Origin of the sequence: Pedobacter sp. KBS0701 (assembly GCF_005938645.2) — a bacterium.
Taxonomy (GTDB): Bacteria; Bacteroidota; Bacteroidia; order Sphingobacteriales; family Sphingobacteriaceae; genus Pedobacter.
Map to the genome: position 1 here is coordinate 5,523,772 of NZ_CP042171.1, position 23,716 is coordinate 5,547,487.

At 39.7% G+C, this 23,716-nt stretch carries 22 protein-coding genes; 12 read left to right on the top strand and 10 right to left on the bottom strand.

Annotated features, from left to right (window positions below):
• Positions 1 to 209: 209 nt before the first annotated feature.
• The 3 genes from FFJ24_RS22430 to FFJ24_RS22440 form a co-directional block, all read right to left on the bottom strand.
• The gene (locus tag FFJ24_RS22430; protein WP_168202535.1) at positions 210 to 824 is read right to left on the bottom strand and encodes an FMN-binding negative transcriptional regulator; all 615 of its coding nucleotides are present in this window, start codon (positions 822 to 824) and stop codon (positions 210 to 212) included.
• Between the two features lie 130 nt (positions 825 to 954).
• Positions 955 to 2,259 (bottom strand): carboxypeptidase-like regulatory domain-containing protein, encoded by a 1,305-nt coding sequence (locus FFJ24_RS22435; protein WP_138819359.1) that lies wholly within the window; start codon positions 2,257 to 2,259, stop codon positions 955 to 957.
• Complete coding sequence (locus tag FFJ24_RS22440) at positions 2,252 to 2,830, bottom strand: RNA polymerase sigma factor (protein WP_138819360.1); 579 nt, start codon at positions 2,828 to 2,830, stop codon at positions 2,252 to 2,254. Before FFJ24_RS22440 ends, FFJ24_RS22435 begins: the two co-directional genes overlap by 8 nt.
• Positions 2,831 to 3,039: 209 nt before the next feature.
• On the opposite strand from FFJ24_RS22440, the gene FFJ24_RS22445 reads away from it, so the two are divergent.
• The 11 genes from FFJ24_RS22445 (at position 3,040) to FFJ24_RS22495 (ending at position 11,116) form a co-directional block, all read left to right on the top strand.
• On the top strand, positions 3,040 to 3,801 hold the full coding sequence (locus FFJ24_RS22445) for a DUF4197 domain-containing protein (protein ID WP_138819361.1): 762 nt from the start codon (positions 3,040 to 3,042) through the stop codon (positions 3,799 to 3,801).
• 112 nt (positions 3,802 to 3,913) lie between these two features.
• Positions 3,914 to 4,849 carry a PD40 domain-containing protein gene (locus FFJ24_RS22450; protein ID WP_138819362.1) on the top strand — a complete coding sequence of 312 codons (936 nt, stop codon included), beginning with the start codon at positions 3,914 to 3,916 and terminating at the stop codon, positions 4,847 to 4,849.
• 23 nt (positions 4,850 to 4,872) lie between these two features.
• Complete coding sequence (locus tag FFJ24_RS22455) at positions 4,873 to 5,808, top strand: ketopantoate reductase family protein (protein ID WP_138819363.1); 936 nt, start codon at positions 4,873 to 4,875, stop codon at positions 5,806 to 5,808.
• A gap of 114 nt (positions 5,809 to 5,922) precedes the next feature.
• Positions 5,923 to 6,474 (top strand): RNA polymerase sigma factor, encoded by a 552-nt coding sequence (locus FFJ24_RS22460; protein WP_138819364.1) that lies wholly within the window; start codon positions 5,923 to 5,925, stop codon positions 6,472 to 6,474.
• Between the two features lie 10 nt (positions 6,475 to 6,484).
• Positions 6,485 to 6,835, top strand: coding sequence for a hypothetical protein (locus FFJ24_RS22465; RefSeq protein ID WP_210419411.1), 351 nt, complete (start codon positions 6,485 to 6,487; stop codon positions 6,833 to 6,835).
• Positions 6,836 to 7,328: 493 nt separating this feature from the next.
• Positions 7,329 to 7,595: a hypothetical protein gene (locus tag FFJ24_RS22470; RefSeq protein WP_138819365.1), complete on the top strand. Its 267-nt coding sequence runs from the start codon at positions 7,329 to 7,331 to the stop codon at positions 7,593 to 7,595.
• A gap of 6 nt (positions 7,596 to 7,601) precedes the next feature.
• Positions 7,602 to 7,829: a hypothetical protein gene (locus FFJ24_RS22475; RefSeq protein WP_138819366.1), complete on the top strand. Its 228-nt coding sequence runs from the start codon at positions 7,602 to 7,604 to the stop codon at positions 7,827 to 7,829.
• A gap of 4 nt (positions 7,830 to 7,833) precedes the next feature.
• Complete coding sequence (locus FFJ24_RS22480) at positions 7,834 to 8,220, top strand: hypothetical protein (protein WP_138819367.1); 387 nt, start codon at positions 7,834 to 7,836, stop codon at positions 8,218 to 8,220.
• Positions 8,221 to 8,279: 59 nt separating this feature from the next.
• Positions 8,280 to 8,732 carry an Hsp20/alpha crystallin family protein gene (locus FFJ24_RS22485; RefSeq protein WP_138819368.1) on the top strand — a complete coding sequence of 151 codons (453 nt, stop codon included), beginning with the start codon at positions 8,280 to 8,282 and terminating at the stop codon, positions 8,730 to 8,732.
• Between the two features lie 184 nt (positions 8,733 to 8,916).
• Positions 8,917 to 10,137, top strand: coding sequence for a DEAD/DEAH box helicase (locus tag FFJ24_RS22490; protein WP_210419412.1), 1,221 nt, complete (start codon positions 8,917 to 8,919; stop codon positions 10,135 to 10,137).
• Between the two features lie 67 nt (positions 10,138 to 10,204).
• A complete protein-coding gene (locus tag FFJ24_RS22495) occupies positions 10,205 to 11,116 on the top strand; it encodes an AEC family transporter (RefSeq protein ID WP_138819369.1) in 912 nt (303 codons plus the stop codon).
• A gap of 306 nt (positions 11,117 to 11,422) precedes the next feature.
• On the opposite strand, the gene FFJ24_RS22500 is transcribed toward FFJ24_RS22495, so the two are convergent.
• From FFJ24_RS22500 to FFJ24_RS22515, 4 genes are all read right to left on the bottom strand, one after another.
• The gene (locus tag FFJ24_RS22500; RefSeq protein ID WP_138819370.1) at positions 11,423 to 12,616 is read right to left on the bottom strand and encodes an aminopeptidase C; all 1,194 of its coding nucleotides are present in this window, start codon (positions 12,614 to 12,616) and stop codon (positions 11,423 to 11,425) included.
• Between the two features lie 110 nt (positions 12,617 to 12,726).
• Positions 12,727 to 14,154 carry an L-serine ammonia-lyase gene (locus tag FFJ24_RS22505; protein ID WP_138819371.1) on the bottom strand — a complete coding sequence of 476 codons (1,428 nt, stop codon included), beginning with the start codon at positions 14,152 to 14,154 and terminating at the stop codon, positions 12,727 to 12,729.
• Positions 14,155 to 14,497: 343 nt separating this feature from the next.
• Entirely contained in the window at positions 14,498 to 14,872 is a 375-nt protein-coding gene (locus tag FFJ24_RS22510) for an IS630 family transposase (protein ID WP_138819372.1), read from the bottom strand.
• Positions 14,873 to 14,879: 7 nt separating this feature from the next.
• Positions 14,880 to 15,404 carry a helix-turn-helix domain-containing protein gene (locus FFJ24_RS22515; protein WP_138819373.1) on the bottom strand — a complete coding sequence of 175 codons (525 nt, stop codon included), beginning with the start codon at positions 15,402 to 15,404 and terminating at the stop codon, positions 14,880 to 14,882.
• On the opposite strand from FFJ24_RS22515, the gene FFJ24_RS22520 reads away from it, so the two are divergent.
• Positions 15,389 to 15,874, top strand: coding sequence for an RDD family protein (locus tag FFJ24_RS22520; protein WP_138819374.1), 486 nt, complete (start codon positions 15,389 to 15,391; stop codon positions 15,872 to 15,874). The genes FFJ24_RS22515 and FFJ24_RS22520 overlap by 16 nt on opposite strands.
• Here the strand turns inward: FFJ24_RS22520 and FFJ24_RS22525 are convergent.
• The 3 genes from FFJ24_RS22525 to FFJ24_RS22535 are packed head-to-tail and all read right to left on the bottom strand — an operon-like array spanning position 15,855 to position 23,452.
• A complete protein-coding gene (locus tag FFJ24_RS22525; protein ID WP_138819375.1) occupies positions 15,855 to 16,514 on the bottom strand; it encodes an MgtC/SapB family protein in 660 nt (219 codons plus the stop codon). The two genes, FFJ24_RS22520 and FFJ24_RS22525, sit on opposite strands and share 20 nt — an antisense overlap.
• 23 nt (positions 16,515 to 16,537) lie before the next feature.
• Positions 16,538 to 17,557 (bottom strand): PorP/SprF family type IX secretion system membrane protein, encoded by a 1,020-nt coding sequence (locus tag FFJ24_RS22530; protein WP_138819376.1) that lies wholly within the window; start codon positions 17,555 to 17,557, stop codon positions 16,538 to 16,540.
• Positions 17,558 to 23,452 carry a PKD domain-containing protein gene (locus FFJ24_RS22535; protein WP_168202536.1) on the bottom strand — a complete coding sequence of 1,965 codons (5,895 nt, stop codon included), beginning with the start codon at positions 23,450 to 23,452 and terminating at the stop codon, positions 17,558 to 17,560.
• Positions 23,453 to 23,716: the final 264 nt, after the last annotated feature.

A 23,716-nucleotide genomic window follows, 5' to 3' on the forward strand; every position in this document is an offset into this window, starting at 1 on the left:
CATTGAGTTTGCACAGAGTAAACAGAGAAGGTCGTCCTGATCCGATAGCTGTCGGATGTAGCGCAGTCCCGAATTTTGGGAGAGCGCTATAAGTAAAAATACGCTGTGTTTTCGTGGCAAGTCTTCGACTCCGCTCAGACTGACAAAAGCCACTCTGTGTCCTCTGCGCATTTTCCCTGCGCACGCTGTGGTAAAAAACAGGTGAGGTTTTACAAATTCTTCTTCATTTCCTTCGCTACTTCTTTTGCAACGGGATCTTCCCTTTTCTCCAGATTTGCTATAATGCTTTCCTGATTTTTTATAGAATGGTTTTGGCTCATTTTAAAAACATGGTCGATGTGGTCTACCAAAACTTCGAATCCTGTAATGGCCTTTAAATGCTTCTGGATATATGCTTCATCCATTTTATTAAATGCAGCAGGACTTGTTGCAGGATTTTCATATTTATCTGTTAGTTCTTTGATTACCTGATAAGTTTCTTCCGAATCCATGAGTCTGATAGTGCCTTTGGCCTGAACCGATTTATAATTCCAGGTAGAAACTGAGGCAGGTTTTTCGTAAACTGAAGCACTGATATAAGCGTGGGGCCCGGTAAAAATGGCCATTACATTTGGATTTTGTTCAAAAGCCTTACAGTGGTCGGTTTTGGTCATAACGTGGCCAATCAGTTTAATCGATTCGCCATTAACTACCGTTTTAACCGGTACTTGTGTAGCAACAGGAAATGTTCCATCGAAACCAATTAAGGTTACAAAAGTGTTTTGATGCATAAATTCAAGAACTTCATCTTGACTATTAGCTGTAAAATTTGGGAGTTTGTACATTGGATGTGTTTTTACCACAGAGGCCATTGGGTTTTACGCAACGTAACATTGGGGGATTTTAACAATAATTTACACCAATCTCGTAACCTCTGTGCATTTTCCTTGTGTAACCGATAGTTAATAAGAGAGTTTAAAATTTAATACTGATTTCTACTGAATCAGTTCCTTTTTTAGGTAATACCCAATCCGGACCTTGCTGAATCAACCGCTTCGCTTCTGCATCGGCTTTTTTGTTCAGCGATTTTATAACGGTGACATTGGTAGGCCGCCCGTTGCTTTTAACTTTGAAGCTCAAAATCACAAATTGCTCCGGGCCTTTAGGGTTATAAAGCTTATTGTTATTCTCTAAGTATTGGCTATAGTTAATAGTAGAAACCGGAATAGGCTTTGTGATATCATCTGCCGATTTCCCATCCAGGTTTTGTTCCGCACGCAGTGTAATTTTAGGTGCAGCAATATTTTCTTTTTTATGCCCGTTTGAACCAGTAATTAAAGCAATTTCGTTTAATGATTTGTTGCCACTCAATGCATTTTTAATCGCATTAGGGTCTTGCAAACCAGCTACAGGCAATTCTTTAAAACCGATAGCATTAATCAATAAGTCTTTATTTTTTGCATTACTATCAGCAGGTAAATAGAAATAGCCTTTGGCATTGGTCGCTGTTACATTTTTAGAGCCAGCTAACTTTACCACAGCTCCCTGAACAGGTTGACCATTACTTTGGTTTACCACGTTGCCACTAAATGCAATTTTACTCGAGCCTATTGCCGGTTCTGCTGCCACCACAGTCTCACTTAGCGTAACCTGGCTTGGTTTGTAGTTGTCAAAGCTTATACGGCTCATCGCTTTAGCGCGACTATTATCGGTTGCAATTTTTGCCGCTTTTGCTTCAGCAACCTGTTGTTCCGCATGTATTACAACAGGATTTTTTTTAGTGTTTTTTGCCAGATCACCTGTTTTTGCGGCTGTAATTGCTTTATCAAGCAAAGTTGCCTTTGTATGGTGCTGAGTAACGGTCTCTTCTTTAACTTCAGGTTGGATCGAAGCAACAGTTGCTGTACTATCTAACTGAACTAACACACCTTCTTTTTTATGTGCAGTAAGTTCTGCATTCCTGCGGTTGGTTTCGCGCATAAAGAATAAAATGCTTACCGCAATAAAAGCCACAGTTGCGGTTGCCGCAATACTTAACCTTTGGGTGGTAATGCCCCAAAGTTTGCGTTTTATTGGTTTTTCTGATACACGATCGTACAGTTGTTTTTGTAAAATAGAAAGTGTTTGTTTGCGTTTGGGCGATTGTTTCAGTCCTTCTAATGCTTCAGCAACGAAAGGATCTTCTAAAGCCTGCCTTTCTACAAAATGCATAGCCTTAGCATCAAGCTTACCATCCAGGTAATCTTCCAGTACATCAATATCTAACCAATCGTTATTCACTACTGTTTTTCTCTATACAAATCTTTAAATTCCGCTTACCATTTTGGATGTAACTCTTAACTTTAAGCATGTCGTAGCCCGTAATATCGGCCACTTCTTTATAGCATTTTTCTTGTAAATAAAATAAATCTACGCTTTTTCGCTGTTCTTCAGGCAAAGTTTCCATACACTTTTCCATAATGGTAAGCTGCGTTTCTTTTGTGTTGTCTATATCAAGATGCACAAACTCGGTATTTTCCACAAAAGTATCGTCTATGGAGACATTATTTTGCTTCGCCGATTTCCGTAATGCCATTAAACAATGGTTCCGCGTTAAAACATGAAGCCAGCTCTTAAAGTTCTGTACCTCATGTATTTTCAGCTTCGTTACCAGTTCTTCAAAAATCTGCATCACCGCATCCTTGCTTTGCTCTTCATCTTTGAAGTAGTTTAAGCAAACCCCAAATACCAAATGCATGTATTTATTGTAAAGCGTACCCAACGCGTCCAAATCACCTGTATTTTTATACCCGGCAATCAGTTTGGCATCATCTTGCTGGGAATTTCCAGCTGTATTTTTTATAAACCTCAAAAAATGGTAGCTATTTCGAATTATCCTTCAAGTATAAAAAATATTTCTGAGTGATGGGACATAAACTAATTTTTTAGGAAGAGAACGCCCGAAATATTTACGTTGCTAATCATCTTTAGGCTCTTGATATATTGTTGCCATGTACAAAAACTTATCTTTGAGTATAAAAATATGGCCGTTGTTTTGCTAAGCATGATTAAACACACACAATGAGAAAGATTAATATTTTATCGGCATCACTAACCATGATGGTATTTGCAAGCCTAAATGTTAGCGCACAGATTAAACTGAGCGATATATTTAAAAAAGTAACCGAAAAACAAGGTGCCGCAACAGCTGCTACCGGAACGCCATCTACTTTTGAAATCGGACAGGGGATTAAGGAAGCGCTACAAATTGGTGTTTCTGCAGGTGTTGACAGGCTTTCGGTTAAAGATGGCTTTTTAGGTAATCTGGCGGTTAAAATTCTAATGCCTCCTGAAGCACAAAAGGTTGAAAAAACATTACGTGGCATAGGTTTGAACAAACTTTGCGATAATGTGATTGTAAGTTTAAACCGTGCCGCTGAAGATGCTGCCACCGAAGCAAAGCCTATTTTTATATCGGCTATTAAACAGATGACTTTAACTGATGCCACTAATATCCTGTTGGGTAGCAAAGACGCAGCTACCGAATATTTTAAAAGGGTTACTACTGCACAACTGATTCAGAAATTCAGCCCGATTGTAACCACAAGTTTAAATAAGGTTAATGCCACTAAGTATTACAGCGATTTAACTTCGCAATACAATCGCTTGCCTTTGGTAAGGCCCGTAAATACCAACTTAACGGAATATGTTACCCAAAAAGCGATAGATGGGTTATTTGTTGAAGTTGCAAAGGAAGAACTCAAAATTAGGGGCAATTTAAGCTCAAGGAGTACAACCTTATTGCAAAAAGTTTTCGGTTATGCGGATAGGAAAAAGATTTAAATATGCTGTGGTTCGTGTGGACACGAGCCAATATAAAGTATATTTTAAGTAAAATATAGCTTCTTGGTCCACTCAGCAACGGCATACACAAAAACTATTTGTAAAATTGTATATGACGAAAATCAGCACCACATTAGTTTCTATTTTAATTCCCTGCGTTGCATTACTCACTTCCTGCGGCAACAATAAATCTGAAGAAGAAAATGCTAAAGCCGTTTTAGATACGGTTTCTTTAAGCAGTAAAAATTTCGCGATAGCCTATCAGGATGGGAATAAAATTGTAGCCACGAGTATTGATACCATGAAACAGATTTCGTTTGGTGGCGCAACCGATCCGGCGATTTCTCCTGATGGAAATAAATTGGCATATACGCTGAGCGATTCTGTTGGGAACCGATCAGTATGGATTGCCGATATGGAAAATAAAAGTCAGGGTAAATTGCAGGTAAATAGCAATAATTATTATCAGGCCATGTGGTCTGCTGATGGAGGCTCGATCGCTTTCAATATTTTCAACAGTAAAAACCTATGGAAGATAGGTGTTATTAAAACTGATAATTCGGGATATGTAATGCTGGATAGTGCATCTGGAATAAATGTTTATGCACCAACCTGGAAAAATGAAAAGGAAATCATCGGACAGGACCTGATCAAGCTTTACACCTTTGATCGCACGGGAAAGTTAATCAATACCAAGCTGATATCCGATTTGATTGGGAAAGAATTTTCCATTGCAAGCAGCAACCGTTTCTTTTACACAAAAGACGGAACGAAGTTAATTTTTAATGCAGGGAATAACGATGTTTTAAACGGATTAACAGGGCCAAGCGAAGCAGTTTATATTTTAGATCTGGTTAGTAAAAAAATACAGCGGATTTCACCAAAAGGTGTGCATGTTCCTTATGTTTTTGTTACGGCTGATGACCGGATTTTTTACAGCGGGGCTGAAAAACCTTACACGCACAGCAAAATTTATGTTTCTGATTTAGACGGGAACGTTAAAACGGTGGTGGATAAGGGGAATAATCCAACTGGCGCATTGAAATAATCTGTTTATCATATTAGGTTAACATGCTAAATAAAACAAGAATTGTTATTGTCGGAATTGGTGGAGTTGGTGGGTACTTCGGAGGCTTACTGTCTAAACAATACGCTAACGGAAATGATGTAGAAATTGTTTTTATTGCCCGTGGCGAACATTTAAATGAGATCCAAAATAAAGGATTAACGGTAATAAAAGGGTTCGAAAACTTTGTAGCTAAGCCATACCTGGCTACCAATGATTATAGTAAAATTGGCGTGGCCGATTATGTGATCATCTGCACCAAAAGCTACGATTTAAAACAAACCATCGAAAAGTTAAAACCTTTAATTAGTGATACGACAGTATTATTGCCACTTTTAAACGGTGTTAGTGCAAGTGATGAAATTTTAGAAATCCTGCCACATGCAACTGTTTTAAAAGGCTGTGCTTTTATTGTTTCCAAAATTAAATCACCAGGTATAATTGAAAATTCCGGCAACATTCAAAAGTTATCTTTTGGTATGGATGGGCCTCTTAACGAAGCGGTTTTACATTTGAAAGATTTGATGTTTAATGCAGGAATCGATGTAATGGTTTCGGATAAAATCTCTACCGCCATCTGGGAAAAATTTATATTTATTTCCCCTACAGCTACTTCCACATCCTATTTCGATAGCACTATCGGAAAGGTACTGGAAGAAAATCTTGAAACTACGCTGAAGTTAATTGAAGAAGTGAAAAACCTTGCGCTAGTTAAAGGTGTAACAATTAGTGATGACATTTCGGGCAAAACATTAAATACAATGAAATCGATGCCCTACGAAGTTACCTCATCCATGCACCGCGATTATCTCAATCGGAAACCCCAAACAGAAGTTGAGTCGTTAACAGGTTACATTGTACGTGAAGCCGAAAAACTTGGTATTGCTGCACCGACATATCAAAAGTTGTACAAAGGATTGCTTAAGAAAAGGCCATTGTAAGTCGCTAAAAGTCAGTTGAATTTGATCAAAAACTTTGAATCTTCCAAAAAAAGTAAAGAAAATTTAAAGTAATATTGAGTTTCATCCGTTTACTGGATTATTAAGCAAAATTTAGTGCCAACAAACGAACCTCAAAATATCATTTCAACGGTTACCAATTATGGTAAGCGCTTATTCAGTTTCATCCGCGGACGGGTGAATACGGATGAGGATGCAGAAGATATTTTACAGGATGTTTGGTTTCAGCTCAGCAATCAACCCGAGGCTGGTGCCATCGAGCAGATTAGTGGCTGGCTATATCGGGTGGCAAGAAATAAAATTACCGATAAATACCGCAAACAAAAGGAAGAATCGTTAGAAGATTTCACTTTTGAAGGCGAAGACGGCGAAATCAATTTTAAAGAAATTTTACTTGCAGAAGCCTACTCGCCAGAAGAGGAAAGTTTAAAGAAACTATTCTGGGATCAACTGTTTTTGGCATTGGAAGAGCTGCCCGAAAACCAACGCTATGTGTTTGTTCAGAACGAGCTGGAAGAGCGCACTTTTCAGGAACTGGCGGATGAAAGCGGAGAGAATATCAAGACATTAATATCAAGAAAAGGTTATGCGGTAAAACACCTTCGTAACCGTTTACAAAATTTATATCAGGAATTTATTAACTATTAAACTTACAGACATGATGAATAGAAATTTTAATCGCGGTAAGAAATTCATGTTCTTTTTCCCTGTAGCGGTGCTTATTGCAGCGGTGCTGGGCTACGTAGTTATGTTTTTATGGAACTGGATTCTGCCAGAAGTTGCCCAGGCAGGGAGGCTTAATTATTGGCAGGCCCTCGGTTTGCTTGTGCTTTGCAGAATATTGTTCGGAAATTTTAATAAAGGAGGGCATGGTGGTGGCGGTTTCCGTGAACGTGCCCACAAGATGCGGGCTAAATGGGATTCTATGAACGAAGAGGAGCGGGCAAAATTTAAGGAAGAATATAAACGGAGATGTGGCGGATGGGGCCACCGCCGCAATAAGGAATAGTTTGGAAGCCTCGAAATAAATTCGGGGCTTTTTTGTTTTATCTATTTCTCCATTATTTTGAACATCGTGAAAGCCTCTCCGCGAATCGTCATCTCGACCGCAGCAACGCGGAGCGGAGAGATCTATCAAGACAGATTTCTCCATTTCGCTGCGCTTCAGTCGAAAGGACGGTCGATATTTTTATTCTATCGGTCGGTGTCTCACCGACCGAAATGGTAACTACTAAAAGATCCTTCGACTCCGCTCAGGATGACATAACTAGGGGTAGCTCTTAATAAAATAAAAAAAATAAAAATAATTTAAAGTAAAAATAAAGTTGCTCCGTCTTCCTATATAAATAACAAAATAACCGCATTGCTAGTTCAACTTGTTTAAAGTGAATTGATTACAATGCTTTAAAATTATAACAGATGAAACCATCATGATTTTCAAAACCCAAAATAACGGGAGAAATCATGATAGCTTCATCACAAATAAAAACATATATAAAAAGATGAAAAAGATATTAAAAACCATAGGATTCGGGATTGTACTTGGTGCAGTCGCTTTCTTCATACCATTTGTATTCAAATTTATATTGGCCTTCGTGCTGATCGGTTTAATGTTCAGGGCATTTGCCAGCAGAAGACGTCATTATTTCCACAGCCGATATAATGGTTTCGAAAACAATTACAGTCCGATTGTACCGATCGATAACCAATGGTACAGGCCAACACTACAGGGCAATGGAACAGTTAACAACATCAACGTAAATTATTAACCGGCCATGAGAACATTTAGAATATTATTGGCATTGGCTGTTGCCGCAGGAACTTTTTACAGCTTAAATGTACTGGCCGTTCAGAACGGATACCATGATCGCTTAGATTTCAAAAACAGGCATTATCATGATGATTGCCAGCAAGAACATCATAGAAGCCATAGTCACCATAGCAGAAAAATGGATGATACCGTGATTAGTCCTGTTGATAGTATAAACAAAGTAAATAGATAACATTATGTCACAGGTACTTTTTTTAAGCGATCCGTCTCAGACTGATGTTAGTCCGATTTTAGGTATGGCAAACGAACTGATTACCCGGGGAGAGAAGGTAACTTTCTTTAGCTCGGATGAATTTAAGGCCCCTATAGAACAAATCGGCGCTGACTTTAAAGCTTACAATCAGGAGCTGAACATTTTTAAAGGGAGAGAGGTGATTGATGAAGAAGAAAAACCTAAATCGGGATTAATCAGCGCATTGCTTGAGCCAATGAAATTTATCGATGATATTTTAGTCCAGCTAAGGGGTTTGAAATTTGATTATGCCGTTTTCTCGCCTTCGTATCCCTACGCAAATATCATTACACAGCTATTGGGTATTCCTAAAACGGAACAGGCTGTTTAAAATTAATGTTGGCTTAGGCTGCTAAATTAATAGAATAAATAACAATTAAAATTAATAAAATGTACAACGAACATAGATGCCATTCGGGCAAGATGCATGGCCACTTTGGCGCAGGAGAGGGAAGATTTGGAAGACACTTTGGTGGTCCTTTCGGCCACCATAAACACAGCATGTTTAACCAGGGCTTTAGAAAAGTACCCGCTAATATAGAAGAAACAGAAACCAGCTTTATTATTGAGCTTTTTGCACCAGCTTTGGTTAAAGAAAACTTAAAGGTGGTTACCAAAGATGACGTATTAACCATTTCTTACCACCCTAAAGAAGAAGCTGATTCGGCTAAAAAGTATAGCCGTAGAGAATATAGCAACGGCACTTTCGAAAGAGCTTTTAGTTTAAACGGAAAAGTTTTAGTAGAAAATATATCGGCCAGTTATGCTGATGGAATTTTGAAGGTTACGCTGCCGAAAAACCCTGAAACGAATATACCAGAGAAAGATATTCTGGTAGACTAAGTTTCGTCTATTATAATTTCCAGGCCCCGATTGTTTAAAGCAGTTGGGGCTATTTTATTTTATTGCAAGAGAAAAGGACTACCTGATATTGCTTTTGAGATAATTAAAGAAGCAGAAATTAAATGCGGGTTTGTTATTAGCGGTATTTTAAGGTACTTTTGCTAAAAGACATAAACACAATAGATTGAATTTTAACGACTTTAATTTCAACCCCGATTTATACGAAGGCTTAATGGCCATGGGGTATAAAAGCGCTACTCCAATACAAGAACAAGCCATCCCGGTAATTTTAGATAATCATGATCTGATTGCCTGCGCTCAAACTGGTACAGGAAAAACAGCCAGCTACCTTTTGCCTGTAATGGATAAAATTAGCAAAGCTGCCGATAGACATAACAATACTTTAATCCTTGCGCCAACACGCGAGCTTGCACAACAGATTGATTTACAGGTAGAAGCCCTGGCTTATTTTACCAATATCAGTTCTTTAGCCGTTTACGGCGGGGGAGATGGTATTGCTTACGAGCAGCAAAAACGTTCTATGCGCGATGGCGTGGATATTATTATTGCCACTCCTGGCAGATTAATGGCACATTTATCTTCAGGTGTGTTAAAACTGGAACATTTGCAGCATTTGATTTTGGATGAAGCAGATAGAATGTTGGATATGGGTTTTTACGATGACATAATCCGCATTATTAGCTATCTGCCAAAGAAAAGGCAAACGCTTTTGTTTTCAGCTACGATGGCGCCGAAAATAAGAACCATGGCGGGTAAGATCTTGCACGAACCGAAGCAGATTACCATTTCAATTGCTAAACCTGCCGAAGGGATTGATCAGCAGGCTTATAATATCCATGATCAACAAAAACAGGCGCTATTAACTGATATTTTTAAAAGCGGACAGTACAAAAGCAGTATCATTTTTGTTTCGACCAAGGAAAAAGTAAAAGCTTTATACAAAACCTTTAAAGGATTAGGAATTAAGGCCGAAGCTTTTCACTCCGACTTAGGGCAGAAAGAACGTGAAGATATTTTACTGGCTTTCAAAAACCGTAGACTACCGATTTTGATTGGAACCGATGTATTATCGAGGGGTATTGATGTGGAGGGTATAGATCTGGTAATCAATTATGATGTTCCCGGCGATCCGGCCGATTATGTACACCGTATTGGCCGTACAGCAAGAGCTGCAACCAAAGGAACAGCCATTACATTGGTTAACGGAAGAGATAAGCGGAAGTTCGATAACATCGAAAAATTAATCGAAAAAGAAGTTCCCCGTATGCCACTGCCAGAAAGCATAGCTGCAATGGAAATTACGCATGTAGAGGAAAAGAAGCCACAGCATAAAAACAGAAAAAAGGTTTGGCAGAAAAAGAAAAAACCAAAACCTTCAGCTTAACTCATTTGAAACGCCATAAGTATTCTTATTGGCGTTTTTCTTTTATAAATTATCTTTGCGCTAGGCAATGGCAAACTTCATCATTATAGGTTTATGTATTTTGGCGGGGATTTTTTTCCGAAAAAGTAAATCGCTTCCCAAAGATGCACACAAAGGCATTAATGCCTGGATTATCTATATTGCACTGCCAGCAGTCTCGTTTAAATATCTGCCACATATTACCTGGACTAAAGGCCTGTTGTTTCCAGCACTGGCACCAATTTGTATCTGGTTATTTGGTTGGTTGTTTATTACACTGTATAGCCGCATTCAGAATACTAGCAAAGCCACCTCTGGCGGGTTGAAACTAACCAGTTCTTTAAGTAACACTTCATTTGTCGGTTTCCCGTTAATTGTGGCTTATTTTAGTGATAAGGAATTGGCAATAGCCATTATCTGCGATCAGGTAACCTTTATGATCTTGTCTACCATTGGTGTTATTATAGCCATCCGTTCGTCGCAACATCAAAAGTTAACCGCTAAATTAGTTTTGAAAAAAGTATTGACTTTTCCGCCATTTATTGGTTGTATTTCAGCGCTAATCCTTCCACATTTTATTGATCTTTCTTCACTAGATCCACTATTCGAAAAACTAGCAGCTACAGTTGGTCCATTGGCATTGTTTTCAATAGGTTTGCAGCTAAAATTTGGAGGTTGGTTTCGCGAATTGAAACATATCAGTTTTACTTTATTGTATAAACTGATTTTAGCACCATTGGTTGTTTTGGTTATGGCACTCGTTTTAGATATGAACGGAATGATTGCCAAAATAACCATTTTCGAAATGGCTATGCCGACACTGGTAACTGCTGGCGTGATCGCCGATCAATATGATTTAAATCCAAAGCTTTCTAATTTGGTGGTGGGGATCGGGATATTACTTTCGTTTATCACCACAGGTTTATGGTGGTTGGTGCTGAATTATTCGGGGGTGGTTTAAAATTATCTCGTTTTAACCGCAGAGTATGCAAAGAGAAGGCGCAGAGAACGCAGAGTGGCTTTTTCAGTCTGAACAGAGTCAAAGACTAGCTACGGTAACGCAGAGTATTTTAACTTATAGACCTCTCTCCCGAAATTTCGGGACTGCGCTACAGTCGAGATGACGAACGTACTAATACAACTTACCTTACTCGCCAAAAGCCCTACGCTTGGCTCTCTTTGCGAAAACCTTCGCACCCTTTGCGGTTAAATCCAACAAAAAAGCCACAAAATTTCTTCTGCGGCTTCTTGATTAATTTATAATTAATTACAACGCTAATTTCTTGGCAATTTCAGATGGAATACCTGCTTTGTTTAATAAAATTGCTGTTGTTTTATATTTTACGTAGTTTTTAGTTACGTATAAATATCCTTTGTAATCGTTGCTTGCTCCCCAGGAGTTTTTAACGATATAATATTCTTTACCTGTCTGATCTTTGGCTAAACCAACAATATGCATACCATGATCATCAGTGGTTTGATAGTTGTCGAAAGCAAGCTGACGGTTTTCCTGCGTAATTTCCATCTCTGGCTGCGGGCCGTTAAACATATCTGCTTTTTGTTTCGCTGTCATATCAGCGAAAGGTGTTTGTGGAACAAAAGCAACACCGTTTTTCCAGCTGAAGTTTTTTTCGCTAACATCTGTAGCCCATGCTACTGTATAACCACCTTTTAAGGCGTTATCGATAATGTCTGTTAACTCGTTCACTTTAACGTTATAAACCTGATCGAAAGACCAGTTATCAGGCACTAATAAAGTAAATTTGCTATAGAAAGGATGATCGTTGAATGATGAAAGTTCTACATAGTTATCGGCATTTAAACCCACCACTTCCTGAGCGAAAGTTTTTGGCGTGTATTTTTTGCCATTATAGGTGAAGCTTTCTGGTACAGCACCTAAATAAGCATCAATTACGGCTGTGTAGGCCTTTAACCAGTTTGGAGTTAACTCACCATTCGCATTCTTTACAACAGCTTCTAAAACACCTTTTTCAATATCACCAAGTTCTGCTGTTTTATTGATTTTGGTGCCATAATTTAATCCGGTATATACCTCTTGCGGAACTGCACCGTATTTTCTGTACATGTTGATTACATCGTGCAAAGCACCGCCATCGCCTAATGAAACCGCACCATGCATACGCACGTAATTTTTACCCTTTTCTACATAAGCGTTACGGGCCGAAAAAAGCTGAGATAAGGTTACGGGCTTTTTACCCGCTTTAATCATTTCTGATTCTAAAAATGAGTTGGTAGAATAGCTCCAGCAAGTTCCTGAAGATCCTTGATTCTGAACCGGGGTATTGGCCAGATTAATCACTTCTGTAAATTTAAATGAAGTAGCACTGTTTTCGCTTTGGTTGTTTTTTAAAGAATTAACGAGATTGTCCTGAGCATAAGTCGCTGATATAGATAACGACAAGGCCAAACCAATCACACTGATTTTTGTGTAGTTGATCATTTTTTTATGAATAATTAATATTGAGCGAATGTAAAAATACTTGTTGATTTGTCAACAGAAAGTTTGTAATAAAACGATAACATCGGTCATTTTATTGCAACAATGTTGAATTAACATTCCGGCAAACTGATTGGAATATTGGTTGCCAATCCTCCATCAGATGTTTCTTTGTATTTGGCATTCATATCGAGGGCAGTTTCCCACATGGTATTTACCACGGCATCTAAACTTACTTTTGCCTTGTCAGGATTGCTTTGTAACGCCAGCTGACTAGCTGTAATGGCCTTAATGGCACCCATGGTGTTTCTTTCGATACAAGGGATCTGTACCAGGCCGCCAATCGGATCGCAGGTTAAGCCCAGGTGATGTTCCATGGCAATTTCTGCTGCCATTAAAACTTGCCTTTGCGAACCGCCTAAACACTCTGTTAGCGCTGCTGCCGCCATGGCCGATGAAACGCCAATTTCGGCCTGACAGCCACCCATAGCGGCTGATATTGTTGCTCCTTTTTTGAAAATGCTGCCTATTTCTGAAGCACAGGCAATAAACTGGATGATTTTTTCTTCGCTATAGCCATCGCAAAAGGTAATAAAATATTGCAATACAGCTGGAATTACACCTGCGGCACCATTGGTGGGGGCGGTTACCACGCGACCAAATGATGCATTTTCTTCGTTAACGGCTAACGCAAAACAGCTTACCCAGTCTAAAATATAATTAAAACCGTTTCCGCCTTTTCTGATTGCTTCAACCCAGTCGTCATAATTGGCGTATTCGCTTTTGTTGATCAAACGCTTATTCAAAGGAAAAGCCCTTCTCGCTACATTTAACCCGCCGGGTAAAAAGCCTGTGGTATGACAACCACGGTAAATACAATCGCGCATTACGGCAAAATGCTGTAAAATGCCTTTTTTTGTCTCTGCTTCAGTACGCCATGCCAATTCATTCTCCATCACGATTTCGCTCACTTTTAAACCGGTAGATAAACACCAGTGTAAAAGATCTTTGGCTTTTTCTACAGGAAAGGGAAGGTCTACCTGAGCTTTGTTGCTATTGTCTTCGCCCTCTTTTACCACAAAACCGCCACCGATAGAATAATAGGTTTCTGAAAAAGCTTTTCCATCTTTTAAAAATGCCTGAAAAGTAACAGCATTTGGATGAAATGATAAACTTTCGGCAAAAAGAAAGAGTAAATCTTCATTATAATCAAAATCGATAATTAAATTACCAGCAAGGTTCAGTTTTTTATCGCGTTGGATCCTTTCGAAAGTAGGTGTGACCGCATCTACATCAAAAGTTACGGGATCAGCTCCTGTTAAACCGAGTAAAATAGCAACATCCGTTCCGTGGCCTTTACCTGTTTTGGCGAGAGAGCCATACAGCAATATTTTTATACCCTCAACATCGCCAATTAAGCCGTTTTGAGCAAGAGAAGCGGTAAACTGTTGTGCTGCCCGCCAGGGACCTAATGTATGTGAACTGGATGGGCCGATGCCTATTTTAAAAATATCGAAAATCGAAATTTGTTCCTTGATCATTATGAATATAAGTTGTACAAATCTATGATTGTTTTATGATTTTGTATAAATTAATTTTGGGTGGAGATGAAAATGCATTACCTTAGAAAAATCTAATCCAAACGCTCCAAAATGGACTTTAATAACAATTATCAAGAAATTGATTTAAGCTACTGTCGTGCCAGCTCGGGCAAAAGATTCGCTAATTATATAAAGTACATTAAATATTTACAATTAACTTTGCAATGTTCTTTCCAATTTCATTTTCGACTTTAAATTGACAGATAAACAAGTCGAAGTTAGTAATTCGGTCTTGCAGATTCTGTACATATCGGTTATGTGTGATCTTTTTTCTCATGTACCATCAAACTCTTTCAATCGGATTTAAATCGGGAGAATATGGTGGAAGATAAACGAGTTCTATTCGGTGTTTATAGCGCTCCAGTATAGGTTTGAGTCTTTTGGCATGATGATAAGGTACATTATCCAAGACCATAACAACTTTCCGCTCATGATATGTTTTTACGACCAGCAACAGGAAACTGAAAAAACTGATTGTGTTGCCTCTGTCAGCTTTGCTTGTCACCACAATTCCCGTTTCCGGCTCTATACAACCAAACAAGGTCTTTCTCTCTCTTTTCCGCTGCTTTTGATTGATCCTTGGCTGTTTGCCTTTTTCTGCCCACATGTAAGATACGGTAGCGGTATTTGACAAACTCGCCTCATCCTGAAAAACAATTACAGCCTCAGCTTCCCTTGACTCCCGGAGTTTTTTTTAAAGCCTCCACCTTTTCAGCTCTGTCTTCTGCTTCGGGGTAAATGCCTTTCCCTTTTTGAAACGTTAAACCCAACTTTCTTAATATGTTATAGATATGCGCTTTTTTATACTCGACATGATATTCTTTCTTAATGAACTCGATCAGTAAAGGCCCGGTCCAGGTGGCACTATTATAACCGTAATCATCAGGATGCTTATTCAATAATACAGATTTTATAGACTGCAATTCATCGGTACCAAGGCGGTTGTTTCTTCCAGGTTTAACTTTATCGATTAAGGCTTCAACACCGCCCTCATTCAACCGGTTTACCCAGTTGCAGATTGATTTGAATGAGGTCTCATAAATTGATTCTAATTCTTGGGGGCGCTTACCCAGAGAGATTTGGTAACAGGCATATAACCTTACAGCTTGCTGGAACTTTTCGTCTTTCCGCAACAAGGACCTAAGTTCTTCTGAAGTGTAGTTCTTTATTGTCAATGCGTTCTTGCTCATGTGAGCAAGTTACATTTTATTTATTTATTTGTAAAAATATATTAGACTTTATATATATTATCGATACAATCGTATTTTACATCGTTTCATTCGGACTTGGGATAGTGATTGGTATTTTAAAGCCAAACCTTTTAGTGGGGGTAGATGACCTGTCGTTGCGTTTAGTTTTGCTATTATTTTATGGAATAGTGATGTTTATGACAGAGGCAATGTCTAATGGAAGATCGATAGGTAAATTAATTACCGGCACAAGGGCAGTAAATGTTGATGGTACTGATATGTCTTTTCAAAAAGCCTTTGTCCGGAATATTGTAAGGGCAATCCCTTTTAATGCGTTAAGTGCTTTGGGCACTCCAAGTATCCCCTGGCACGATCGCTGGTCGGACACAATGGTGGTTGACGAGAAAAAACTGGCCTTACAAACCCAAAAGGTAGATCTGTTTGATTCGGTTAGAAATCAAACTCAATAATATCATCATCTTTTAGCATCCGTTCTACAAACTTCTGGTGGTTTTGTGGCGTACCGGTAGCTGTCCAGTTTCCTGTAATGATGTTGTCTACCAACTGATGTTTGCCACGTTGCGGTTTCAACTTGCTTTCCCTAAAAACTTCTTCGTAACTTTCTAAATCGCCATGAGTATGTTGTTTTTTCACAATGCGATAAATCCGCTTGGTAAAACGGCGGTCGCCAATTTCTTCTAAAAAAGGAAAGATAATCAAAGCCAGCATCACGACTATGGTAACGCCAATGGCCTGTTCGTAATAACCAGAACCTACTGCCATACCAATGGCTGCCACAATCCAGATGATACATGCCGTAGTTAGGCCTTTAACGCGGTTTTCTTCTTTAAAAATTACACCAGCGCCAAGAAAACCAATACCTGTAACAATGTTCGAGGCAATGCGATCCTGACTGGTGGACCCGATATTGATGGACAGGATGGTAAATAAGGTAGCGCCTAAACCAATCATCATCATGGTTTTTAATCCGGCAGATTTACTTCTGTATTCGCGTTCGGCACCGATTATACCGCAAAGCAGGGTAGCCAATAAAAATTTATTGATTTCACTTTGTGTAATGAAATGGTTTTGGTCTATGATTTCGTTCATCGCCTTGAATTATCAAAGGCAAATTAATAAAAATCATAACATCTCAGGCCATTTGCCCTGCCACCATTTGAACTATTTTGAAAATATTTTTCATAGCCTACGCCGATTTCAGATGTTCCGCCCGTGTTACTGTAGTTAATTTTAGAGGTTGTAGCATCGTGACTAATCCCTAACCTGAACTTTTCACCATTGGTTCTTCGGTTAAAAATATCGAAGATTAAAGAAAATACAATTGCATCATTTCCATTCGAATTGCCATCGTTGCGATACCAAATACCTGCATTTATGCTTGCATATTTATATTGCATGCCTACACTGAAAGATTTTATGTTGCCCTGTTTGTAAGCTACAATTGAAGGAATCAGGTAGTTTCCATCGCGATCGTACTCATCGGGCACCAGGGTTAGCTTGTAACTTAAATTGCCTGAAATACGCATCGGTAACTTGGCCTGAAAACCCGATAAGGATTCATCAGGACGGTTAAGGTGATGGGCTGCTAATCCCATCATGAACTTTCCCACCACCAGGTTGGCACCAGCATTGGAATCGAAGTAATATCGACTATCTACACTTGGTCTTTCAGCGCCTGAAATACTGCCTGGAATATAGCCTGTACTGATATCGATCTGATCGCCAAATACCAGTTTATCCCAGTTTAGTTTTTGGTTGGTAATGCCTCCCTGCAAACCAAATGATAAGGCAAAATCGTCTCCACCGATGATATAGGAATAGCTTAGCGCAACGTTGTTCTTCACCAGGTAAGCGGTACCCTCGCTACTACGGTTAAAAATAATCCCAATGCCGCTGTTTATTCTACTGAGATTGAGATCCCCTGAAGCTGTCATGTACGAATAGTCGCTGGCCAAACCTGTCCATTGATTACGGTAAAGTGCGTTAAACCTCATATCTCCTTCAAACTGGCCAGTAAGTGCAGGGTTTAGGTAAATTGGCGCATTGTAAAACTGTGAGTAAATATAGTCCTGCGCCATAGAAAAGATTGGCAGTAAACAAAATAAAAATATTATTATCCTTCTACTCATCATCTATCTGATTAAATATATTACACCTGTTTTTTTCGGAGGAGATGAATCGTAGGTCATCCCTTTCCAGTCGCTTCCGTTAATAAATTTGATATCTACTTTCCAGTAATAAACACCCTGTGGCTGATCCTGGCCTTTATAAGTGCCATCCCAACCTTCTGAAGGTGCGCCATCATCTAATTTTGTTGTTTCCCAAATTAACTGCCCCCATTTGTTAAAAACAGACATGTTCCATTCTTTTATGCCCCGACCTTTTGCTTTAAAGGTTTTAATTTCATTTTTTGCGCTTGCTGGCATAAAAGAGTTCGGTATGTTTAAGTTGCCTGGTACACTGATAATTCTCACTGATTGGAAGGTAGTAGCTAAACAGCCTGTCTTATTTAACACTTTTAAGGTTACGGTGTAAGTACCTTCGTTGGCGTAAGTATGGTTAGGGTTTTGTAGGGTTGATTTAGCACCATCGCCAAAAGACCATTCCCAGCTAACCGCATCTGTACTGATATCTTTGAAGCCAAACGTATAGTTTGGGACAGCTGTTTCGTTACCTGGTGTAACCGTGAATGTTGCCACAGGTGGGGCAGAAATATGGATAAAATCGGTTATTGTGATAGTATTGGTACAGCCTTCTGCATTGCTGGCGGTGAGTGTAACGGAATAATTTATACCTGAACCAGTGTAAGTATGTTGTGGTTCAAATTCATTTGAAATTGGAGAACCATCCCCAAAGTCCCAACGATAGCTGATCGCACCTGTACTTGTATTTTTAAATTGGACGGCAAGTTTGGTACAGTCAGTTGTTTTATCGGCAGTGAAACTTGCTGTTGGCTGAGCAAGTATGGTTACGGTTTCTGTAGTGAAATTCTTCGAACAATCGTTTTCTGCATCCAACCTGATCGTATATTTTCCGGCTTTGGTAAAAGTGTAAGGGAAAACACCTGTTGTATTTGATGGAAGTTTGGTTATGTCGCCAGTATCTTCATTGGTAAAGGTATAAACGAAACGGCTTGCTCCACTGGTATTGTTCACAAAATTTACTGTGAAAGGCGCGCAGCCTTTTTTCTCGGTTCCATTTACCACTAATTCTGGTATAATATTATTAGGTGAAACTACAATGGTGTTAGTAGATGAGTTTGTTCCACAGGTATTTTTAGCAGTCATTGTGACGATAAAATTCTTAACGAAAAGCGTGCTAAACGTATGGCTTACTGTTCTTCTATCAGGATAGGTTTCTGATGGTGTACCATCACCAAAATCGTAAGTATAGGTTGTTCCTGCGCTTTCTGGAGAGGTATTGCTAAAATTTACCAGCAAATCAGCACATCCTGTTGTTTTATCGGGCGAAAATATAGCAACAGGTTTGGCATGCACAATAACTGTTGCAGTTGTTATAACGGGCGAACCACAGGGTACGGTCGTTGTTAGTGTGATGTTATAAGTTTTGTCTTTCCCGGTTGGATCTGCCTGAAAAGTTATTGCTGCGGGCTGTGCCAGGTTAGAAAATTGTCCATTGCCGAAATCCCAGGCGTAGGTTGCACCATTGAGCGGATTGGTCGTATTGGTAAAGGTAACATTAAGCGGTCCGCAGCCTTCGTTAATACTTGTTGTAAAAGAGGGAGTAATTACAGGAAGCGCGCTAAATACTTCACTTTTTTCATCCGTGTTACAACCCAGACTACTGGTGACAACAAGTTTTATAGTTACGCTTTCATTGCCATTCATGATGGTGTAACCTGGAAATGTTGACCCTACTCCGATTTGTACATTATTGGCAAACCAGGTGTAAATACTGTTCCTGTCGGGATATAAAGTTGCAGCAATATTGCCTGCATCTAGAATAAAAGGTGCACAGCCAACATTTTTATTATAAGTAATTTCTGCTTTAGCATGTGGATTAACCGTTATTTTAATCTGGTTGCTTAAATTGCTACTACATGGGCCACTGGTTACTGATCGCCGGTAATAAATACTTGCACTTGGTGTTGGCGGTGTAAAGCTTATACTGTTTGCGCCCAATACATCGCTCCAGGCGGTTCCATTTAAGCTAGATTGCCATTGATACACATAAGTTCCGTTGCCACCACTTGGCACATTACCTGTTAAAGCTGCCGCAGCTGTGCCGATACAGATATTTTGATTGGCAGAAATGGTATTGTTGGTTAGCCCTGGTAAAACAGTAACCTGTAATGAATTACTGATGGAAGTGCAGACAGTACTGTTCACCAACCTTCTAAAATAGGTAGAAACTGAAGCTGTTAAGGTTAAATCTTTATTAATGGCTGAAGGGATGTTGGCCCATGTATTGCCATCGGCACTGCTTTGCCATTGGTAGTCAAATGTTCCTGCTCCTCCAGTTGGTGTATCGCCGGTAATCGTGATGGTTTGCCCTTCACATGCCGGAGTAGCAGATGCGGAAATATTATTGGTAACTGGCAGATAATAAGTAATGGTTACGTCATCGGTAGAGGGTGGGCAACCACCGAAACCGGTAATGGTCCATCTAAAAGTATAAGTTTGGCCGGGTACGAGGCCAGTAACGGTGGTGTTGCTAAGCGTAGGATTGGTTATGGTAATACCGGATTGTCCTGATGTTAAGGTCCATGTACCACTGTTAGGCGAAGCATCGTTGCCGGATAAGGTGATGCCGTTACCACTGCACAGGCTTTGATCTGAGCCTGCATTTGCCAAAACGGTACCCGGATTTACAGTGATGGTAGTTATTGTTGATGTGGCTTCTGCACAACTACCGCTTTGTACTACCGCACGGTATTGTGTAGTGACGGTGAGATTAGAAAACACATAAGGATTTACTGTAGAGGTAATGGTCGCCCAGTTTGCCCCGTTATCGATAGATCTTTCCCAACGGATAATATTTCCAACCAGCCCTGTTAGATTGATGTTTCCGCCATTTGCACCCGCACATACATTCGCATCGCCAGTTGTGGTACCCCCGACACTGAGCGGGTTAACTGTGATTTGAATATCATCGCTCGATGTTGAGCAACTGGCATCGCTTATGGTCCATCTTAAGGTATAGGTATTTCCAGCCTGTAGCCCAGAGATATTGGTATTGCTCTGTGTATCATCTGCGAATGTTACGGTTGCAGGCGCAGAAACGATAGTCCATTTACCTGTACCCACTACCGGACTGTTTCCTTTTAATGTATAAGATGTGGCATTGCAGACCGCCTCATCCGGACCAGCGTTTGGCAATGTTGCATTTGGTAGAACCGTAATCGTAATGGTAGCCGGTGTACCCGGACAGCCGTTTGTAGATATTGGAGTGATGGTATAAGTTACTGTACCTGATGTGGTACCCGAATTGGTTAAAATATCATTAATCTGGGTTTCTGCCGATGCTACCGCTCTATTGCTGTTACCAGTTATTGCCCCTGTTACCGCACTGGTATAGGTATAATTTATGTCAGTTAGATTTGCTGATAAGGTGATGGCTGATGAGGTGGCATTACAAATTGTTGAATTTGAGGTCGTTACTGTTGCAATGGGATTCGGCTTAACCACAACAAGTAATAAGAAAGGTGTTCCATCGCAACCCTCTGAATGAGGCGTAATGGTATAGGTAACATTTGCATCTGCATTGAGATCGTTATTGGTGAGTATGTCGTTAATATCCCCGGTTCCGGTTGTTGTGTAACCAGCTGCAGATGTTGTTCCTGTAGCCGTCCAGGTATAGGTAACGCCTGCTGCCGCAGAAGTTGGTGTATAGGCTACATTATTACCTGTGCAAATGGTTTTAGTTGCTGCACTTGTTAAACTGATATCGGGTTTTATTTTTAAAATAATATCGTCATCTATCTGGTTACATGGTGCGGCAAGTGAGGTAGTTACCCTTAAGGTTAAAGTAACCGTACCTGCAGCTTTTTCAGCTGCTGTTGGGGTGTAGGTTGCATTTAAATCATTTCTGCTAGGGTTAAATTCTCCCTCGCCCCCAATCCAGCTTTGCGTGGTAGTGGCTCCGGTTACCGTTCCGCTTAAAGTAAAGCTTGGGTCATTGAAGCAGATGCTTTGGTCAGGACCTGCCTTAATTACAGGGGAAGTGCTGAAGGTTAGGATTTGGGTATCTTCGGCTGTGCCGCAATTGTTTTTATGGATGACCTTTACTGTATAAGTATCGTAGTTATCGAATTTTATTGATGGGTATTTAGAGTTCGTTGTTGTACCTCCTTCAAAACTATAGGTACCTGCTCCCGATGGAGTAACCGTCCAGGTATAAGTGTCTGGTAAATCTTTTGTTGTGCCTGTAATTAACGTTTGGGTTGGTCCTGTTGTGGTATTGTTAAAATCGTAAGTAGCAAGATTACACAGCGTGATATCGGGCGAAAGTGTAGCTTTCGGGCTTTCATTTACCACAACAGTTTGTGGCAGGCTAATAACCGGACCACATGATGGCGTAGAAATGCTTAATGTAATGGTATAAGTCCCAGGAGTTATAAAGCTGAATACGGGTTCCTTGCTTGTTGCATTTGTGCCTTCTGTAAAATCAACAGCAGGAGAAACCGACCAGGAATAACTGTTAGCTACATCGCATATATTATCTAAAACTGAGAGATCAGAAGCTTTGAGGGTTGTTCCGGCACAAATGGTTGTTGATGGTAAATTAAAATCAGGTTTAGGAGGGTTCTGGATACAGATGGAGTATATTACGTTTTCAGCCGGACAAGGGCCCAGGCTTTTAGATTCTAGTTTTACTTCATGATTTCCATGAGTTAAAAACTTATGCACAAAAATATAAGATTTAGGTTGGTTTGCCTTAATGAGGACTCCATCAACGTACCAGTTAAAGGTCACATTGTTAGGGGTACATTCCGCAGTATTGGTTTCTGGATTTTCTCCTAATGTTGATGTATTTACAAAAGGAATATCAGCATTGGTACAGCCAATGGGAGTAAAGCTAAAATCATTTTTAGGTTTTTCAACGACTTTGGCGGACGAGGAGACCGGAGTTCCGATTTTGCCGCAAAAATTATTTAGTACATTAATGGAAACATCAAAAGCATTGTAAATGGTTCCTGCACTTGATGTGGAAACACTCCCGCAAGACGATCTCGAGTAAGTGTGTTTAATTTGTCCGTTATTTCTAATAATCTCACAAAGGGTGTAGGTACTTGCAGTCTGGTCTCCCCATGTTATGGAATAAATATCTCCGGGAAAATTATTTTGAATACCAGAAACTGAAGTTACATCAACATTAAATGTAAAGTCTGCAGATGGCAGACATAACACTGGATTTCCGGTGCTGGCAAAAGCGGTTACTGCTTTGTTATTAATCAGCAGATAGGCTTTAGTGGCTAAACTTCCATCAGGCATTTTTGCCTTTGCTATGATGGTATAGTGCACTTGTTTGGCAATAAAAGTTTGAAGTGGATTGGTGAAATTCAATGTTTGAGGAGTCCCCTGGTTAATTTCGTCAGTTATTTCTGCAGTTACTTCACTGCCAGCTGTAGATTCATTTTCAAGAACGAATGAATTGTCTGGCCGGCTGCTACAGGTGCCAAAGGTTTCGTTGTTCGCTGCATTTAGCAATGTTGAGGTTAACTTTGCCTCAACCGCTGTTCCTGCTTTTACTTCAAAAGCCGATGAGGGTGCGCTTACAGATACGGGACTGGTGGATTTTACCCTGATCCTATAGCCTGTGCCGGAAGCAAGTACCGCTGGAAGTTTGCCGTTTATGTACGTGCTGTAAAATCCGGTATAACTTCCGATAAGGGTTTCGGTACTGAAATCTCCATTTTGATCTGATAAGTAGAGTTGAAATTGATTATCCTGCAATATACAACTAGCAGGTATAGCGAAAGGAACAGCAATGGTACTGCCCGGAGTATATGGTCCTGAATCTACCGTGCCAACCGTTACCTGCGCTAAAACGTTTGACGTGAGCAAGAATGACCCAAAAAATAGAACAAAAGAAAACCATTTCCTTTTACAACGAATCTTCATAAACAGCTAACACTAGGGATTGATTTTATTGCGTTCCGGAGACCTTGTCAGTTTAACTTGGTTTAATCCAATATCATAAATGAGTACCAGACCTGAGACACATCAATAAATAATTAGGTGTAAATAACGTCAAATTTTATTTACAGGAACAAAATTTTACACCAAAACTAACTAAATTTGTAGGTTACAAAGCCCTTAAAGCGTCTT

Bases quoted from the DNA above. Each gene is read 5' to 3' on its own strand.
- FFJ24_RS22430 (WP_168202535.1), bottom strand. From the start codon at position 824: ATGTACAAACTCCCAAATTTTACAGCTAATAGTCAAGATGAAGTTCTT.
- FFJ24_RS22445 (WP_138819361.1), top strand. From the start codon at position 3,040: ATGAGAAAGATTAATATTTTATCGGCATCACTAACCATGATGGTATTT.
- FFJ24_RS22450 (WP_138819362.1), top strand. From the start codon at position 3,914: ATGACGAAAATCAGCACCACATTAGTTTCTATTTTAATTCCCTGCGTT.
- FFJ24_RS22455 (WP_138819363.1), top strand. From the start codon at position 4,873: ATGCTAAATAAAACAAGAATTGTTATTGTCGGAATTGGTGGAGTTGGT.
- FFJ24_RS22465 (WP_210419411.1), top strand. From the start codon at position 6,485: ATGATGAATAGAAATTTTAATCGCGGTAAGAAATTCATGTTCTTTTTC.
- FFJ24_RS22470 (WP_138819365.1), top strand. From the start codon at position 7,329: ATGAAAAAGATATTAAAAACCATAGGATTCGGGATTGTACTTGGTGCA.
- FFJ24_RS22475 (WP_138819366.1), top strand. From the start codon at position 7,602: ATGAGAACATTTAGAATATTATTGGCATTGGCTGTTGCCGCAGGAACT.
- FFJ24_RS22480 (WP_138819367.1), top strand. From the start codon at position 7,834: ATGTCACAGGTACTTTTTTTAAGCGATCCGTCTCAGACTGATGTTAGT.
- FFJ24_RS22485 (WP_138819368.1), top strand. From the start codon at position 8,280: ATGTACAACGAACATAGATGCCATTCGGGCAAGATGCATGGCCACTTT.
- FFJ24_RS22495 (WP_138819369.1), top strand. From the start codon at position 10,205: ATGGCAAACTTCATCATTATAGGTTTATGTATTTTGGCGGGGATTTTT.
- FFJ24_RS22500 (WP_138819370.1), bottom strand. From the start codon at position 12,616: ATGATCAACTACACAAAAATCAGTGTGATTGGTTTGGCCTTGTCGTTA.
- FFJ24_RS22505 (WP_138819371.1), bottom strand. From the start codon at position 14,154: ATGATCAAGGAACAAATTTCGATTTTCGATATTTTTAAAATAGGCATC.
- FFJ24_RS22520 (WP_138819374.1), top strand. From the start codon at position 15,389: ATGCGTTCTTGCTCATGTGAGCAAGTTACATTTTATTTATTTATTTGT.
- FFJ24_RS22515 (WP_138819373.1), bottom strand. From the start codon at position 15,404: ATGAGCAAGAACGCATTGACAATAAAGAACTACACTTCAGAAGAACTT.
- FFJ24_RS22525 (WP_138819375.1), bottom strand. From the start codon at position 16,514: ATGAACGAAATCATAGACCAAAACCATTTCATTACACAAAGTGAAATC.
- FFJ24_RS22530 (WP_138819376.1), bottom strand. From the start codon at position 17,557: ATGATGAGTAGAAGGATAATAATATTTTTATTTTGTTTACTGCCAATC.